Source organism: Marispirochaeta aestuarii (assembly GCF_002087085.1).
In the GTDB taxonomy this organism is placed as follows: Bacteria; Spirochaetota; Spirochaetia; order JC444; family Marispirochaetaceae; genus Marispirochaeta; species Marispirochaeta aestuarii.
Genome location: NZ_MWQY01000012.1, coordinates 1 through 16,735, shown reverse-complemented (window position 1 = coordinate 16,735; position 16,735 = coordinate 1). Strand labels below are relative to the sequence as shown.

The window sequence follows — 16,735 nt, the reverse complement described above, 5'->3', positions numbered from 1 at the left end:
CCCCTACAGCTTATCGATCAGCATGGAGCACTTGCCCGAGGGGATGGGCAGGGTCTTCTTTTTGCGCTCGCTCAGGATATTAATGGTAAAGTAGTAGAGCTTTTCCGATTCCAGCCTGATTTCCCAGCCCCGTCCGCTCTTGTTGCTGAGGATGGTGATCATGTTCCGCTTCAGGGAGAGTCCCTCTATACCCATGATCTCCAGGGTCGGGATTATCCAGTCCACGGTCTTGCGGGGCAGGCTTATGTACAGACCGATGATGTTTTCGATCATCAGGGTCACTGCCGAGAGGGCGGCATACGCCAGGTAGAGCGGCCGGGGGTAGTCGGGGTTCCCTGTCCATTTGGCCGGTCCGTCCCGCCGGGGTGCATAGGCCTCGTAGATGTTGCCCTTCTCCTTGCCTTCGGGATGCAGGGTGTCCAGCATATAGTAGAGGTGACGGATGGCGCATTCCCGGGCCAGCTCGTAGCGGGCGAATTTTTCCAGTCCTTTGACGACCATAAAGGTAAAAGCCGGCACCACCGATCCGCGGCAGCCCTCACCCTCCTCGGAGAAATCGGGATCATCCGCCGAAAGGGTCGGAAAGGGGTTTTCCAGGCCGAAGGTACTGGGATTCTTCAGGTGGTCTATCATGCTGTTGGCCCGGTCTTCGTTGGGAATCTCCGCCAGGAGGGGCCAGAATCCGGCGATGGTCTTCTGGGGAAGGCGCTGCTGGTTCTCGTCCAGATCATGATAGAAGCCGGTTTCGCTGTCCCACATCTGGGAGTTTATGCGGGTTTTCAGGGAGAAATAGTGCCTCTTGTATTTGAAGCTCATCTCCTTGTCGTTCAATACGTCTCCGATGGCGGACATATAGAGGGCGTTGATGGCCTGCTGGGTATTGAAATCCACCGGGTATTTGGCCTGTGTCCGGGGAGCGTTGGGCATGTAGAGGGCCGCGAAGGGTACGCTGTACATCCCTGTATCGTCCTTGAAGGTTGTCTCCAGCCAGTCGAAGTACTTTTCCAGGATCGGCATGACCTCTTTCAGGCGCTTCTTGTTTCCCTCTTTATGATAGAGGTTGTACTCGGCGTAGGAAAAAAGGGGCGGAGCGGCACCTTCGGGGTTCTCGTCTGTGAGAACCGCTTTACCGCTGGCGATATTGTATTCCCCGCGGATGGCTCCGGATTCCTCCTGCTTGGCATAGAAGTTATCCAGCGAGGGAGACGCCGGGTACACCTTGTTGCTGTAGACCAGAAAGAAGGTGGAGAGGCAGGCGTCGAACTGGTTTACCGTCTCACTGGAGGGATAACAGAAAAAGCGTGATTCAAGGCCGTTTTTTTTCGTCCCCCTGGCCCAGAAGTCTTCGAGCCAGGCCCAGGTCCGATCGTAAAGATCTACAAAATCTTGGTCATAGAAGTGAATAGTGGGAAAGCCCGTCTTGACCACGAATACTCCTTACCCGTATCGGGGTATACACGACAATTATAATACACTAAAACCGTTCTGTGTATTTTTATAGTCGATAAAAGGTTATGTTGCAGGATAAGTTTTAAGAATACAGTATTGCGGATAAAAAGTCAAATCGGTCGGACCACCGGGAGAGAGTTTCGATGGGCGGCGAAAACTATTTAATCCGTTGTCGTGTAAACAGTTAGCTTCTTGTATTGACAGAGGGAAGAATACTCCGGTAGAGTGGCTCCAATCATGGAAGAAAAAGAACTCGACGTTACCGCCGAACTGGCAAACCTGAATCTGTCCGGGGATGAACGGGCAGCCTTCGAGGATGAGGTCGGCCGCATTCTGGAATATTTTGAATTGATGAAGGGCATCGACGTGGAAGGTATTGAAGCTACCACCCACGTGGGACTCCGGGGCAACCGGACCCGTCCGGATCAGGCTCGAACCGGGGACCTCTCGGAAGGGATCCTGTCCAACAGTCCGGACCGGCAGGAACGTTTCTTCCGGATTCCCAAGGTCCTCGGATAAGGACGGGATCAGGGTATGAAAAACACACGAACAAACGCAATACCGGCTTCCTGGCGCGGCATGCTGGACGATCCCCGCCGGGCAGCGGCTCACCGAAGCTACGTTGACGAATGGGAAAAGAAGATCAATTCCTTTGTTCAGATAGATCCCCGGCCCGGAAACGGGGAGGGGGCCCTGGCGGGGGTTCCCTACGGGGTCAAGGACAATATCGCTGTTAAAGGCCTCGGTTTGAGCTGCGGGTCAAAGATACTGGAGGGGTTTATCTCGCCATATACCGCCACCGCGGTGGAACGGCTGGAAGCCACCGGCGCCCGGGTCTACGGAAAGTGCAACCTGGATGAGTTCGGCATGGGTTCCTCCTGCGAGAACTCAGTACACGGGGCAAGTTCCAATCCCTGGGACCCGGCGAGGGTTCCCGGCGGCTCCTCCGGTGGTTCGGCTGCGGCGGTGGCCGCTGGGCTGGTGCCCTTTGCCCTGGGCAGCGACACCGGCGGATCGGTGCGGCAGCCCGCCTCCTTCTGCGGGGTCTACGGACTCAAACCCACCTACGGTGCGGTTTCCCGCTACGGCCTTGTGGCCTATGCATCCTCCCTGGAGAGCATCGGGATCCTGGCCGGAGACGTAGATACCTGCCGCCAGGTTTTTGACTCGATAAAAGGGGAGGACCCCAAAGATCAGACCAGCGTTCCCTGGGAGGACCGGTCGGGGGAATCTTCATCCCGCCGAATTGCAGTTCTGGAGGATCTTTCGGACCTGAGTCCCGGAGTGGATGCGGTTTATCGCAAATCCCTGGAAGGATTCAGGGAGATCGGCTGGGAGATTGTCCCGGTCAGGCTGAAGACCCTGGACTACGTGGTCCCCGCCTACTATACCATCGCCACCGCCGAAGCCTCGGCGAACCTGGCCCGCTACACCGGTATACGCTACGGCTACCGGGCAGAAGGGGAGGACCACGCCGATATGGTGCGAAACACCCGGAGCGAGGGGTTCGGACACGAGGTCAAGCTCAGGATACTCCTGGGAACCTATGTGCTTCGTTCGGGTTTTCAGGACCAGTACTACGGCCGGGCCCAGCGGATCCGTACATTGATAGGCGACGAGTTTTCCAAAGTTTTCCAGGGAGCGGAGATGCTCCTTATGCCCACCTTTCCGGTGGCCGCTTTTCCCCACGGTGAGTCGGGAATGGATGCCTTCCAGCAGAAACTGGCGGACAAGTTTACCGCCGCGGCCAACCTGGCGGGGATTCCCGGGCTCAGTATTCCGGCCGGGATGGACGGTAATGTTCCGGTGGGCATGCAGCTTCTCGCCCCGGCCTTCTGCGAAGAACGGCTCTTTTCCGCCGCCCGGGAGTTCCTTTCCGTGTATGAACCGGCGCGCTGCCCGGGATTCAAGGAGCCCTCATGAGCAAGTATCAATCCTTTATCGGTCTTGAGATTCATATACATCTGCTTACTGCAAGCAAGGTTTTTTGCGATTGCGCCTCCCGTTTTGGAGACGAACCGAACACCAATGTCTGTCCCGTCTGTATGGGCTACCCCGGGGTTCTGCCGGCCCTGAACGAAGAGGCCATGTTCATGTCCTATCTGGTGGGGAAGGCCCTGAACTGCACACCGGCAGAATCTGCAATCTTCGACCGAAAGAACTACTTTTACCCCGACATGACAAAGAACTACCAGATATCCCAGTTCCATTCCCCCGTGGGGACCGGCGGCTGGTTCGATATCGATGTGGAAGGCCAGGTAAAACGGGTCAGGATACACGACATTCACCTGGAAGAGGATGCCGGCAAGATGATCCACTCCGCTTCAGGGAGCCTCCTGGATTACAACCGCGCCGGAACCGCCCTGCTGGAAATCGTTACCGAACCGGACCTGACGACCGGAGAGGATGCCGAAGCCTTTCTGCAGCAGTTCCGCAGCCTGGTACGCTACCTGGGGGTCTGCGACGGCAACATGGAAGAAGGTTCCCTGCGCTGCGACGGAAACATCTCCGTGAACCTGACGGGAAAGGGACTGGGGACCAAAACGGAGATCAAGAACGTCAACTCCTCGAAGTTCCTGCGCCTGGCGCTGAATCACGAGATCCGCCGACAGAAGAAACTCCTTGAACGAGGCGAGAAGGTCGTACAGGAGACCCGTCTCTGGGACGAAGCGTCGGCCAGGACCGAATCCATGCGGTCCAAGGAGAGCGCCCACGATTACCGTTATTTTCCCGAACCCGACCTGCCCCCTTTCCGGCCGGACGAGGCTTTTCTGTCCCGGGTGGACGGGGCCATGACTGAACTGCCCCTGGCGCGGCGGACCCGCTTTGTCGAGGAACTGGGGCTCAAGGCGGTTCAGGCTGAACTCCTGACGGAGGAAAAAAGCACGGCTGATTATTTTGAAGCCGTTGTCGCCCTGGGATCGGAGCCTCAGAACGCCGCCGCCTGGATTACCGGAGACGTGCAGAAATACCTGAAGAGGCGGGAGGAGGAGATCGCCTCGAGCAGCCTGAGTCCCGAACGCCTTGCGACGCTTATCCGCCTTGTGGATGAGAACCGGATCAACCGCAACGGGGCACGGGAGGTTCTGGAGGCGGTGCTGGAAGAGGACCGGGACCCTGAGAGCATCGTCGCCGAGCGTGGCCTCGAGCAGGAGGACAATTCCGAGGAGCTTGCGGCCCTTGTGGACAAAATTGCCGCGGAAAACCCCCAGGCGGTGGAGCAGCTGAAAAACGGCGACATGAAGCCCATCGGCTTTTTTGTGGGTCAGATCATGCGTGCTTCAGGCGGCAAGGCGGACCCCCAGGCGGTGCAGGCCCTGATCCGCGACCGCTTCGGTCTTTAAAAAGGGTCTTGAGGCTTTATTGCAACGATAGTTTTAAATCTGATAATATCAGGAAACTTTTTCCAGTTTTTTCACACTACAACGGGGTAAAACATGAGTATGTACCGCACTCACCGCTTGAATGAATTACGGGAGTCCCATGTCGGGCAGGAGGTGACCCTTTCCGGGTGGATTAATAACCATCGGGACCATGGGGGAGTCCTCTTTATCGACCTGCGGGACAATTACGGGATTACCCAGCTGGTCAGCTACCCCGAATCGGGTTTCAAATACGAAGTCGCCCATCTGCAGAAGGAAAACTGCATCCGTGTGACGGGAACGGTCAAGCGCCGGGACCCGGAAACGGTGAATCCGAAGATCGAGACCGGAGAGATCGAGGTAGAGATAAAGAACTACGAGATTCTGGGAAAGTGCAGTCCCCTGCCCTTCCAGGTTTTCCCCGAAGACAAGGAGCCCGAGGAGCTGCGTCTGACCTACCGCTACCTGGATCTGCGGCGGGAGACTATCCACAGGAACATCCTGATGCGTTCAAAGGTTATCTCTTCGGTACGACGCCGCATGGAGGCCCTCAGGTTTACCGAGTTCCAGACGCCGATTCTGACCGCTTCCAGCCCCGAAGGCGCCCGGGACTTCCTGGTTCCTTCCCGGCTGCATCCCGGTCAGTTCTATGCCCTGCCCCAGGCGCCGCAGCAGTACAAGCAGCTTATGATGGTGGCCGGTTTTGACCGCTACTTTCAGATAGCCCCCTGCTTTCGCGACGAGGACGCCCGGGCCAATCGCAGCCCCGGAGAGTTCTATCAGATCGACATGGAGATGTCCTTTGTCGAACAGGATGAGGTCTTTGCCGTAATCGAAGAGCTGATGACCGGGCTTTTCAGCGAGTTCTCGGACTGGAAAATCTCGTCCGCGCCTTTTGAGAGGATTCCCTACGCCGAAGCAATGCTGAAGTACGGTTCGGACAAACCGGACCTGCGGAACCCCATCGTTATCCGGGATGTGACCGAAGCCTTCAAGGGCTCGGATTTCAAGGCTTTCGCCGGGGCTATCGCCTCCGGTGCGGTGGTACGGGCTCTGCCGGTCAAGGGTATTGCCGGGCAGCCCCGCTCCTTCTTTGACAAACTCATCGAGTATGCCCAGTCCGTAGGTTCCAAGGGACTGGCCTATATTACCTGGACCGACGGTGAGGTCAAGAGCCCCATCGCCAAGTTTCTCTCCGAGGAGAGGATAAAGGCCATTGCCGATGCCTGCGACGTGAGCGACGGGGACGTGGTTTTCTTTGTCTGCGACCAGAGCAGAAGCGCCGCCGCCATCGCCGGACAGGTACGCAACAAACTGGGCAGGGACCTGGACCTGCTTGAAAAGAACAGCTTCCGCTTCTGCTGGATCGTCGATTACCCCATGTACGAGCGGGACGAACACACCGGGAAAATCGAGTTCAGCCACAATCCCTTTTCCATGCCCCAGGGAGGCCTCGAGGCGCTGAACGAAAAGGATCCCCTGGAGGTCCTGGCCTTCCAGTACGACCTGGTCTGCAACGGAGAGGAGCTCTCTTCAGGAGCAATCAGGAACCATCAGCCCGAAGTGATGTACCGGGCCTTCGAGATCGGAGGCTACACCCGGGAAGAGGTTGACTCCCAGTTTGCGGGGATGATCAACGCCTTCCGTTACGGTGCACCCCCCCACGGGGGAATCGCCCCCGGGCTGGACCGTATCATAATGCTGCTGGCGAATGTTGAGAACCTGCGGGAGATCGTGGCTTTTCCGATGAACCAGAAGGCCCAGGAACCGATGATGGGTTCCCCCCGGGAAGTCTCGGAGAAACAGCTGGAGGAGCTCCACATCCGGGTGGAACTGCCCGATGAAGAGCTCTAAAGGTAGCGTTTAAGCTCTCCGCCGATTACCCCGGCAAAGAGTTCTATATAGGGTTTCATGGTGCTCCTGGCGATCTTGGTCAGGAGCACCTCCTCAACCTGAAAGAATCCCACCTCCGTGGACATGTCCACCTGAATCCTGACGGGAAGTTCCTTCCCGGCCTCGATGGTCACCTTTTCAATTGAATTGGCGGAGTATTTGTGAATATCCCCCACCTTGGGGGAGGTGTTCAGAAACATGGGTATCCTTGCCCTGCCCCGCTCCATATCGCAGCCGTCGGCAACCAGGATGACCCCCGCCTCCAGGGAATGGATGGTGTGGTGGGCCATGTGCCCGACGATGCCCTCGATTGCCAGGGATCGGAGGGCCACCCGCTTCTGCAGATCATCGGGGTAGACCTCCTTCAGGAGGCGGTCGATTATGGGATAGGCCAGGTAGGTGCTGTGCAGCTCGTGGTCCTGCCGGCCGATACTCATGCCCAGGTCGTGCAGAAAGGAGGCCAGCATTACGGCGCTCAGGCTGTCGTTAAAATCGCCGGTCTCCTCGGTCTCAAGACTTGTGGGTATTCCCGCATCGCGCAGAAGTTCCATCATGGTAATGGCGTTCATCAGTACTACCCGCATGTGTACCGGGCCGTGATCGTTGAAGCCGAGGCGTTTTATCGATACCGTATTGGCGTACTCCTGCATGGCCCGGACCTCCGGGTCTTCCAGCAGAATTTCCGCCAGGCTGTGGGGATAGGCTTTGAGTCGCTTGAGAATTTTTCTGTTTAATGAACGTTCTTTTGGTGAAATTGTCATGGTATATGAAAAGTAGCCCGGGAAAAGGGAAAAGTCCAGCTGAAAGCACTTGACGGAAGGGCAGATTGTGCCGTATTGTAAATGTGTTTCTATGTAAAGTAACATTAGAACAGGAAAAACCGGAACAGGAGAATACTATGAAAAAGATTACCTGCATTCTGCTTGCGGCTTTGACGGCAGTCTGTCTGTTCGCCGAAGGCAGTGCCGAACAGGCCGATGACGGCGCTATCAGCATCGGAATCTCGAAGATTGTCAGCCATCCGGCTCTGGATTCCATCGAGAAGGGAATTCAGGACGAACTGGCGGAGCTGGGTTACCCGGACATCCGCTATGATCTGCAGAATGCCAATGGAGACCCCAACACGGCAAAACAAATCGCGATAAAGTTCAAGAACGACAAAGTGGATATCGCTGTCGGTATAGCGACCCCCACAAGCCAGGCCCTGGCATCGACGATTACCGATTTTCCGGTAATCTACTCGGCGGTGACAGATCCCGTGGGTGCCGGGCTGGTTACCTCCCTGAATGAGGGCGGAGACAACATTACCGGCTACTCCGACATGACTCCGGTACGGGAGCAGATCGAACTGCTGACCCGGCTTATGAAGGTAGAGCGCCTCGGCCATGTCTACTCCACCGGAGAAGCCAATGCCGTTGTGCTGGCGGGAATCGCCAGGGATGTGTGCGCCGACATGGGTATAGAGTTTGTGGAATCCACGGTGACCAACTCCTCGGAAGTAAAGCAGGCGACCCAGGCCATCCTGAACCGGGTCGATGCCATATATGTGAGCACCGACAATACCGTCTTTTCCGCCCTGCAGTCGGTTGTGCAGACGGCTCTGGATAAGAACATTCCCGTTATGTCAGCTGACCCGACTTCGGCAGTTGATTATGAGGTTTTCGCCGCCCTGGGATTCGATTACTACAGGCATGGACGGGCAACCGGCCGACTGATAGCCAGAGTTCTGGAGGGAGAAGACCCTTCAAATATTCCCACGCAGTTCATGTCGGATCCCGGAGACCTGGATCAGCTGATCCTGAATCTGGATGTGGCAAAGAAGATCGGCGTTACCGTACCTGCCGATATTATTGACCGGGCCTCGGTAATCATCGAAAACGGTGAAGCCCGAAGCCGCTGAAACAGGGGTAAAATTAAGCCCCTCAAAGGGTTTTTAATCAAAGATACTCTGATATAATTAAAAGGTCCGCTTTCGGCGGACCTTTTGTATCCTGCAGCGAAGATACTCTGGATGATTGAACAGGAAGGCATACACAGGTGATTGAAGGTATTCTCCACGAAGGATTGATTTACGGCATACTGGCCCTGGGGGTATTTATTACCTTCAGGATTCTTGATTTTCCGGACCTGACGGTGGACGGGAGTTTTCCCTTTGGAGCGGCCATTGCGGCGTCCGCCATTACCGCCGGGCTACCGGTGCTGATCGCGATACTGCTGGCCCTTCTGGGGGGAATCCTGGCGGGAATCGTCACCGCCCTTATCCACAACAAGCTGAAGGTACCGAATCTCCTGGCGGGAATCCTGACCATGACCATGCTCTACTCCGTGAATATCAGGGTACTGGGAAACCGGGCCAACCTGCCCCTTCTGCAGGTGACCACCGCCTTCAGCGCTATCCAGGATTTGAGCGAGGGACTTGGAATCCCTGCGGAATACGGAGTACTCCTTTTTCTGCTGTTCGTTGTGGGGGGTATTATCCTTGTCTTGGACCTCTTTTTTCATACCGACCTGGGGCTTACCCTGGGGGCCATGGGAAACAACCAGCAGATGGTTATTTCCCAGGGAGTGAACCCGGAACTTATGAAGATAATCGGTGTGGGCCTCTCCAACGGTCTTGTGGGCATAGCCGGAGCCCTGGCTGCCCAGTACCAGGGATTTGCAGACGCCAACCTGGGTCAGGGAATCGTGGTAACAGGCCTTGCCTCGGTGATGATCGGGGAGTTTTTTATCCGTTCGAATAAAATATGGCCCCTGCTGCTGCGGGTGGTAATCGGCTCGGTGGTGTTCAAGGGAATCATGTTTCTGGGGCGATACTACGGCTACATCATCAAAATGACCCCCAATGATCTTAAACTGATAACCGGCCTTCTGATAATTCTGTCCCTGATCATGACAAAGATAAGATCCGGAAAACGAACAAGGCAGGCAGCGGTATGATCAGGCTTGAACAGGTATCCAAGGTATTCAACGAAGGGACTGTCAACGAAACCAGGGCGATTCATAATGTGAACCTCAATGTAAAAGAAGGGGATTTTATTACCGTGATCGGTTCCAACGGTGCGGGTAAATCGACTCTCTTCAATCTGATTGCCGGCACCTACGCTCCCACGGAGGGGAAGATTTTCGTCAACGATGCGGATATTACCAGAACCCCCGAGTACAAACGGGCCAAATATATCGGACGCATTTTTCAGAATCCTCTTTTAGGAACCGCGGGAAACATGAGCCTGGAAGACAACATGACCATCAGCCACAAAAAGGGCTTCAAAGGTCTCGGAATAAGCCTGAACAGCCGGCTCAGGGAGAGGTTCAGAAAGGAGCTCGAGGTGCTGGATATGGGGCTTGAATCCCGGCTGAAGAACAACGTAAACCTGCTCTCCGGCGGTCAGAGGCAGGCCCTTACCCTGCTGATGATGGTCCTGTCAAGGCCGGCGCTGATTTTGCTGGACGAACACACTGCAGCCCTGGACCCCAGGAACGCCGCCAAGGTCCTGGAACTCACCAAGCGCTTTATTGAAGAGTACAGGCTTACCGCCATCATGATTACCCACAACATGGCCAACGCCATCGCCTACGGAAACCGGCTTCTGATGATGGACGCAGGAGAAATAATCCTGGACATCGAAGGCAGGGAAAAGCAGGATATGACGGTGGAAAAGCTTGTGGACAAGTTTCATGCCATCAGGAAGAAGGAATTTGAGAATGACGAGGTGCTGCTGTCCTGATCTAATCTGAGGCGGAGATCCTGAATACACATGCAGCATGTAAAGGCAAATAAACGAAACCGTATCATTTTACTCTCGGCAATAATCTTTTTTTTCGGTTTTTTTATAATTAATTACGTCCACTTCAGAATGTCCCGGAGGGTATTCAGTGCAAACCTTACCGGATCGGTCCTGCCCGCCTGTGCCGATACTGTTGTGGGAAAAATTAATGGAGTAAAAGAAAAATATTCCCTGGCAAACCGCCTTATCGCCGATTCCGTCGATCTTTCCCGGTTCCGTGTGAACGGCAGAGAGGATGCCGACAGAATTCTTGATTTTGTACGGAGGAAAAGGATCGAACTCGGGGCCAAGAACGTGGGTCTGGTTTTTCTTGAAACGGATACGTATTACGATTCCTTCGGTCACATCCTTGAGCTGGATTATTCCTCTGACCGGGACAGCTGGGTGCAGGATTTTCTTGACGCTCCTGAGACGGACCGATTCAGTCTGTATGATCCGGATAACTCCGTGGAACTCTATTCCTTTTTTTTCGACAGCAAGATTGTAAGCGACTCCGGGGAGCTTTCGGGAATTATCGGGACCGGGATTTCCCTGGACAGCTTTTCGCTGAACATTGCAGGCGAAAAGAGAAAAACCAGGATGCTTTTTGCTGAACCGGACGGGGAACTGAGACTTCCCCTTGATTACCGGGGACGCTCATTTTTTGATGAATATAATCTTGACGGCCCCGCAGAAAGCCTTGGCGATGGGTCCCATTATCTGGCCGAGAAGGGTGGATCTACCCTGATGCTGTATATCCGTTTTATCCCTGAAATAGAACGCTACCTTATTATCGAGCACGACATTACAGATTCATATAAGGACCTTCAGCGCCAGAGTATTATAACCTTTGCGGCGGGAATGGTGTTTTCTCTGCTGCTTGTGGCACTCAATCATATTCTGGTTTCCCGGGCTGGCAGGAAATTATCGATCAAGGGTTATACCGATTCCCTGACGGAAAGCTATAACCGGCATTTTCTGGAGGAGTATTTCGGCAGAAGTAACCGCAACCAGCGTCAAATATCACTGATGACTCTGGATATCGACCATTTTAAAGAGGTGAACGACAATCTTGGCCACCTGGCTGGAGACTTTATTTTGAAGGAAGTCTCCCGTCTCGCCAAGAACCAGATCCGGGATGAAGACTTTATTGTACGCTGGGGCGGCGATGAGTTTGTTCTTGTCGTCCACACAGGTATGCAGAGGGCTCTGGATATAAGCGAGAGAATCAGGGCCAGGATTGAGCAGGAAAGCTCTGTCACCGTTACAATCGGGGTGGTTGAGATGCGGGACAACGAAGATTTTACCACGGCCCTTTCCCGGGCGGATCAGGCAATGTACAGGGCAAAACATGAAGGTCGGAACAAGGTAAATTCAGGTGTTTAAGGGCCAATCTGCAGTCCGACTGATCCCCTCGCCTATAAGATATGCCATCGGGTGGCGCTTGCCTTTCCGCTGGAGTGTATTTTTTCTTCCCGTTTAAGCTGTTGGATTATTCTGCGTAAGGGTGCGGTGTCTGCAGTACCCAGATCTGCCTTGAGTTCCTTCATGCTGAAACCATCCGGTCGCAGAGCGTACTCTTCCAGGATTTTTTTCCGAATTTCCAGGTCCTGCCTGACCGGAGTACTGAGAAAGGTGGGCGGACGTTGCGCCGCTTCGTCAGAGTTCTGCCCGGAATCGGCTATGCGTCTGCGGACCGCTGCGAAAAAGCGGCTTGTCCAGGCATTCGCGAGCTTGCGGTTGCCGGCGAAAATAAGCTGAACCCCCGGGTGCAGGGCGGAAATCTCCCCGATCAGCCGGTTAATGTGGGGAGCTGATAAGCTGTCTCCAATTCTGGCCGTATCGGAATAATCCCCATACTGGGCCTCAATTACAACCGCAGGATTGGGAAAGGATGAGAGCTCCGACAGCTTCTGGTGGAGTATCCTGATTTCGTAAAGGTCGTGAAGCAGATTCTCGAAGGTCTTGCGTTCGACCACAGCGATATAGCGGTTTTCCCACACCAGGGCGTAATCCCCTGCGGGAAGCCTGCTTCGGCCAAGGTTTGCAGACGGAAAGCGCCAGGGATAGCGCTCTGAACTGTCGATAACAATCTCGAGTTTTTCCGAACCGTACAAAAGAGGGCTGCCCTTACTGCGGTGGGAACGCAGGCCCGTCTGGGTCCGGAAAAAGATCTGCTCCTGGGCTTCCCCGGAGGGGGATACTTTTTTAAGGAACAGAAAATCGCAGCGCTTGCGGTTGTGGCGGTCGAGGACAATCTCCACCCGCTTTCCCTGCCTGCGCAGAAAGGCTATGGGGACCGATTCGATCTGTTCCAGATTCTCGCCGTCGTCGGGTGCACCGTATTCCCGGATACAGAAGATGTTTCCCTTCTGTCCCGGCCACTTGTCCTGAACGCGCAGGGCGAGGACAGTGCGTGCATCTTCAAGGATCGAAATCCGGTAGGGAAAGCGGGGATTCTGCGTTTTTTCCACCTGCCAGATGTATCCGGTCATACACCGTGGAGTTTAACGGAAAAATACTGTCAGAAACAGTGTTTTCCCCTGAAGCGCTACGAAAATGTCTTTGAATGCATATAGAAAGCTGGTGCTTATGCAAAATTCGGAAAACTATCCGGCAAAGAAGCTTATGCGCAATGCGTTAATGCGGCGAGGGTGCGATGCGACTGAAAGCGTAGATCTCAAAACTCTGCTATCTGTAAAAAGTTATTAAACAGCGTCTGTCCTGTTCGTCTGTAGTCATCCTGGATTGCCGCAAAGTTCTCTTTAAGCTGCTTTTTGTCGAGTAAAAGAAGATCCGGGTCCTCGTTAATCCAGGTCTCGATCATTTCCGGCGTGAGTTCGAAGTGGCATTGCATACCATAGGCATTTTTGCCAACCTTTACGACCTGGTTACGGCAGAATTTACCAACCGACAGCAGTGTCATGTCGTTTGTGAGTTCGACGGTTTCACCGTGAAGATGGAAAACCTTGAATGAATGGTCGAGGCCATCAAACAGCGGATCCCTTTTACCCTCGGCAGTAAGTTCAGTCGTGAAATTTCTACCTTCAGGATCAATGAAACCTACTTCCCTGGTTGGACTTATTATGATAGTGCCGCCGGCTGCCTTGACAAGAGTCTGAAGGCCGAGACAAATGCCGAGATATGGAATATTCGATTCAATCGCTTCGCGGATACGGGCTAATTCGCTTTTCATCTTTTCACTTGTATCGTTGGCACTGTCGGGACCGCCGAGAACAACCACTGCTCCGAAATTTTCAACGGGAGGGAAATTTTGCCCCTGATCGAGGTCGATAATCGTGTATGCAATGCCGCATTCTTTTATTACCTCTTCCAGGAGACCCGGACCTTCGCGGCTTATGTTTTTAACGATGAGTATTTCTTTTTCCATGATATTCGGATTATAGGCATATTTTGCTCAACATTTCTATAAAACAGCTTGAGATGATTATGCCGGATTGCAGACACTTATGCGAAATTCAGAAAGTATTCAGGAGAAGGAGCTTTTGCGCAATGCGTTAAAGCGGCGAATACAGGGATTCCTCTATTACACTGGTAATCTGTGTATATAGCATTGTCGTCTTGATGTTTGAGTGCCCCAGCTGAGCCTGGATAATGCGGATATCTACACCGCTTTCCAACAGGCTTGTGGCGAAGGAGTGTCGCAGGCTGTGGCAGGACGCCGCAAGGGAAATTCCGGATTTGGAAAGCGCCCGCTTGAAAATTGTCTGGAGCGTCCTTACGGAATATCTGTTACTGCATTGGGTCTGAAAGAGAAACTCTTTTGGCTGCCGGTTTTTTGTAATCAGCTTGAGATAATCCGTCAATAAGGGTGATAAAACCGTAATTCGGTCTTTCAGGTTTTTTGATTGACGTACGTGAATGCGGTTTCTTGCCAGATTGACATCTCCTACTTTAAGTTTGACAACCTCGCTGACTCGCAGTCCCGACCCGTACATCATGGCGATCATGGCACGGTGTTTCGGGTTTTGAATTGTATTTAAAATCATTGCTACCTGGTCCCGGGTTAAAACAGTCGGTAGTTTCCGGGTTTTTCGGGTTCTTGTCAGCAGAACAGGTGCCGGAAGTTTAAGGATGTTAGCATACAGGTACTTTAGGGCTGAACGTGCAACAGCTTTTGTTGCGGGATCCGGGTATGTATTCAGAAAACGGATAATCTTCTGCTCCCGCGCAAGGGACGGATTATCCAGGCAGAAAGTGCAGAATTCGGAGCAATAGCGGGTATACGCCTTGATCGTGCGGGGAGAGTAATTGCGCATAAGCAGGTGTTCCCTCAGCTTCTGTAACAAAGAGTCACAAAATGTACTGTTCATAGCCATTATAACCGAGGCAATACGGGTTTCGCTTCTGAGAAAGGGAAACTTATTGTATAATGCGGGTAAGGGGAGTTATACGACATATTTCTTGGGGCATAAAGAATAAAGTAGGGGGGTAGAATGAATCCAAATCGTTATGCTGGATGCTGCGGTGCATATTGCAAGACATGTAAACCTTTTTTAGAAGGAGTTTGTAAAGGTTGCAAAATTGGTTTTGATACAGGTGAACGAGATATAAACAAGGCAAAATGTAAAATTAAATTATGTTGTTTTAGAGATAAAGGAAAAGACACCTGTGCAGATTGTTCTGAGTTAGAGTCTTGCAATATTATTGGTGAGTGGTACTCAAAAAACGGTTATAAATACAGGAAATATAAAGAGGCTGTTTATTACATTAAAAAAAATGGATATGAGAAGTTTTTTGAAATAGCAGATAACTGGAAGAATGCATATGGAAAATTCCAGTAGTATTATGCCCCAAAAAATACGCTACGCACCTGAAGGTGCTTGCCGCTGTCGCGGTCGTATAACAGGGAATATACGCTCCACTTCGTTCCGGGCTACGCCACATTCGGCTTACGCCGAACGTCGTATATTCCCGGGACGTTGTGCGAAATGCTTGGGAGGCTAGATTTATTTTGGTAAAATACATGTGCGAAGAAAAAGAAGAAAAAACTTGCCCGTCTTGGATGCTCGGCGTCCATGACTCGTACAAGACAAAGGGAATGTAGATATTTATGACAAGAACCGAAACCAAGCAGTTTCAATACGAAATACAAGCATATCAGGAAGACTGTGTAAACAATATTGTCAGTCTTTTTGAAAGCCTGCGTCAAAAGCTAGTGTCCAATTAAGTTCGCAATTTCACCTAGGAGCCTTCCCCCGAAGTGGATTACGCGGCCTTGTCTAGGATGAGCTCTCTCTGCTCATCCAGTACTTCCTTTTTAATGTAGGATCTGCTTGTTGTCCAGTCTTCGGTGTATTCAATCAGGTAACAGGTCACTAGTCGAATGTACGACTCAGCCGAGGGAAAGATCCCAACAACCCGTGATCGCCTCCTGATTTCGTTATTCAGGCGTTCAAGCATATTAGTAGATGCAACTTTACGATGATCTATCTTCTCAAAGCCAAAGAACTGCAGAGAATCCTCTAAGCCCTCATCCAGAATATCCATCGCTTCAGGGTGCTTACCAGCAAGTTCTACCATGAGATCCTTGGCATATTTTCGCGCATCTACAAGCGTTGGTTGCAGCCAAATATGCTTTATTTTACTGGCAACATACTACTTGTTTTTTCCTCGAACCTTGGCGAGGATGTCCCTCATGAAGTGAACCTTGCATCGTTGCCAGCTGCTGCCAATGAACTCTTTCCGAATGGCATTCTTTAATCCTTGGTGAGCGTCAGAAACAGCAAGCCACACATTCTTGAGGCCGCGTTCCTTGAGCTTCATGAACAGCTGGCGGTAGTTATCTTCGTTCTCCGCATCCATGGCCTCGATAGCCAATATTTCGCGCTCTCCGGTCCGTGAGAGGCCGCAGACGACCATTACAGCGGAGTTTACGACTCGACGATCAACACGGATCTTCTCGTACAAAGCATCCACCCATATGACTGGATATTCTGCTTCCAAGGGACGATTTCGGAACTGTTCAACCTGTGCATCGAGCCCTTTATTGATCTCTGAGACTTGGCTGGCTGAGATGTTCTCAATTCCTAACTGCTTCGCCAGGCGATCTATTTTCCTGGTAGATACACCGTTAATGAATGCTTCTTGAACAACCTGTAAGAGAGCCTGTTCGGACCGTTTCTTCTCGGTAACAAAGAAGGGTATATACCCGCCTTTGCGGAGCTTGGGAACGACCAAATACATGGTACCTAACCCGCATTTCTCACAAATAAAATGAAAAAGAGGGCCTTTTTATGATAAATT

General features: G+C 52.7%; 14 protein-coding genes and 1 pseudogene. 9 read left to right on the top strand and 6 right to left on the bottom strand.

Annotated elements, in window-relative coordinates:
- Window positions 1–3: 3 nt before the first annotated feature.
- Complete coding sequence (locus B4O97_RS11600) at window positions 4–1,428, bottom strand: MGH1-like glycoside hydrolase domain-containing protein (RefSeq protein WP_083051003.1); 1,425 nt, start codon at window positions 1,426–1,428, stop codon at window positions 4–6.
- 258 nt (window positions 1,429–1,686) lie between these two features.
- Here B4O97_RS11600 and gatC point away from each other — a divergent pair, with 258 nt between their 5' ends.
- The 4 genes from gatC to aspS all read left to right on the top strand — a co-directional run bounded on the left by gatC (window position 1,687) and on the right by aspS (window position 6,665).
- Window positions 1,687–1,968: an Asp-tRNA(Asn)/Glu-tRNA(Gln) amidotransferase subunit GatC gene (gene gatC / locus B4O97_RS11595; RefSeq protein ID WP_083051001.1), complete on the top strand. Its 282-nt coding sequence runs from the start codon at window positions 1,687–1,689 to the stop codon at window positions 1,966–1,968.
- A 15-nt stretch (window positions 1,969–1,983) separates the two neighbouring features.
- Window positions 1,984–3,372, top strand: a complete 1,389-nt coding sequence (gene gatA / locus B4O97_RS11590) for an Asp-tRNA(Asn)/Glu-tRNA(Gln) amidotransferase subunit GatA (RefSeq protein WP_233143026.1) — start codon at window positions 1,984–1,986, stop codon at window positions 3,370–3,372.
- Window positions 3,369–4,793, top strand: coding sequence for an Asp-tRNA(Asn)/Glu-tRNA(Gln) amidotransferase subunit GatB (gatB, locus tag B4O97_RS11585; protein WP_083051000.1), 1,425 nt, complete (start codon window positions 3,369–3,371; stop codon window positions 4,791–4,793). The genes gatA and gatB overlap by 4 nt, the downstream gene beginning before the upstream one ends.
- Window positions 4,794–4,886: 93 nt before the next feature.
- A complete protein-coding gene (gene aspS / locus B4O97_RS11580; protein ID WP_083050998.1) occupies window positions 4,887–6,665 on the top strand; it encodes an aspartate--tRNA ligase in 1,779 nt (592 codons plus the stop codon).
- Here the strand turns inward: aspS and B4O97_RS11575 are convergent.
- Entirely contained in the window at window positions 6,662–7,465 is an 804-nt protein-coding gene (locus tag B4O97_RS11575; protein WP_083051203.1) for a phosphohydrolase, read from the bottom strand. The two genes, aspS and B4O97_RS11575, sit on opposite strands and share 4 nt — an antisense overlap.
- 137 nt (window positions 7,466–7,602) lie before the next feature.
- On the opposite strand from B4O97_RS11575, the gene B4O97_RS11570 reads away from it, so the two are divergent.
- The 4 genes from B4O97_RS11570 to B4O97_RS11555 all read left to right on the top strand — a co-directional run bounded on the left by B4O97_RS11570 (window position 7,603) and on the right by B4O97_RS11555 (window position 11,854).
- Window positions 7,603–8,604 (top strand): ABC transporter substrate-binding protein, encoded by a 1,002-nt coding sequence (locus tag B4O97_RS11570; protein WP_083050996.1) that lies wholly within the window; start codon window positions 7,603–7,605, stop codon window positions 8,602–8,604.
- Between the two features lie 137 nt (window positions 8,605–8,741).
- The gene (locus B4O97_RS11565) at window positions 8,742–9,641 is read left to right on the top strand and encodes an ABC transporter permease (RefSeq protein ID WP_083050995.1); all 900 of its coding nucleotides are present in this window, start codon (window positions 8,742–8,744) and stop codon (window positions 9,639–9,641) included.
- A complete protein-coding gene (locus B4O97_RS11560; RefSeq protein WP_083050993.1) occupies window positions 9,638–10,429 on the top strand; it encodes an ABC transporter ATP-binding protein in 792 nt (263 codons plus the stop codon). Before B4O97_RS11565 ends, B4O97_RS11560 begins: the two co-directional genes overlap by 4 nt.
- 30 nt (window positions 10,430–10,459) lie before the next feature.
- A complete protein-coding gene (locus B4O97_RS11555; RefSeq protein ID WP_083050992.1) occupies window positions 10,460–11,854 on the top strand; it encodes a GGDEF domain-containing protein in 1,395 nt (464 codons plus the stop codon).
- Window positions 11,855–11,886: 32 nt separating this feature from the next.
- Here B4O97_RS11555 and B4O97_RS11550 read toward each other — a convergent pair whose 3' ends face one another.
- From B4O97_RS11550 to B4O97_RS19760, 3 genes are all read right to left on the bottom strand, one after another.
- Window positions 11,887–12,963, bottom strand: a complete 1,077-nt coding sequence (locus B4O97_RS11550; RefSeq protein ID WP_083050990.1) for an ERCC4 domain-containing protein — start codon at window positions 12,961–12,963, stop codon at window positions 11,887–11,889.
- Between the two features lie 185 nt (window positions 12,964–13,148).
- On the bottom strand, window positions 13,149–13,859 hold the full coding sequence (locus B4O97_RS11545) for a type 1 glutamine amidotransferase (RefSeq protein WP_083050989.1): 711 nt from the start codon (window positions 13,857–13,859) through the stop codon (window positions 13,149–13,151).
- A gap of 127 nt (window positions 13,860–13,986) precedes the next feature.
- Window positions 13,987–14,802 (bottom strand): tyrosine-type recombinase/integrase, encoded by an 816-nt coding sequence (locus tag B4O97_RS19760; RefSeq protein WP_158084270.1) that lies wholly within the window; start codon window positions 14,800–14,802, stop codon window positions 13,987–13,989.
- A 123-nt stretch (window positions 14,803–14,925) separates the two neighbouring features.
- Between B4O97_RS19760 and B4O97_RS11535 the strand changes: the two genes are divergently transcribed.
- A complete protein-coding gene (locus tag B4O97_RS11535; RefSeq protein ID WP_083050986.1) occupies window positions 14,926–15,273 on the top strand; it encodes a hypothetical protein in 348 nt (115 codons plus the stop codon).
- Between the two features lie 424 nt (window positions 15,274–15,697).
- Here the strand turns inward: B4O97_RS11535 and B4O97_RS11530 are convergent.
- Window positions 15,698–16,684, bottom strand: a pseudogene (locus tag B4O97_RS11530) (IS256 family transposase); the annotation flags it as partial.
- Between the last annotated feature and the right edge of the window lie 51 nt (window positions 16,685–16,735).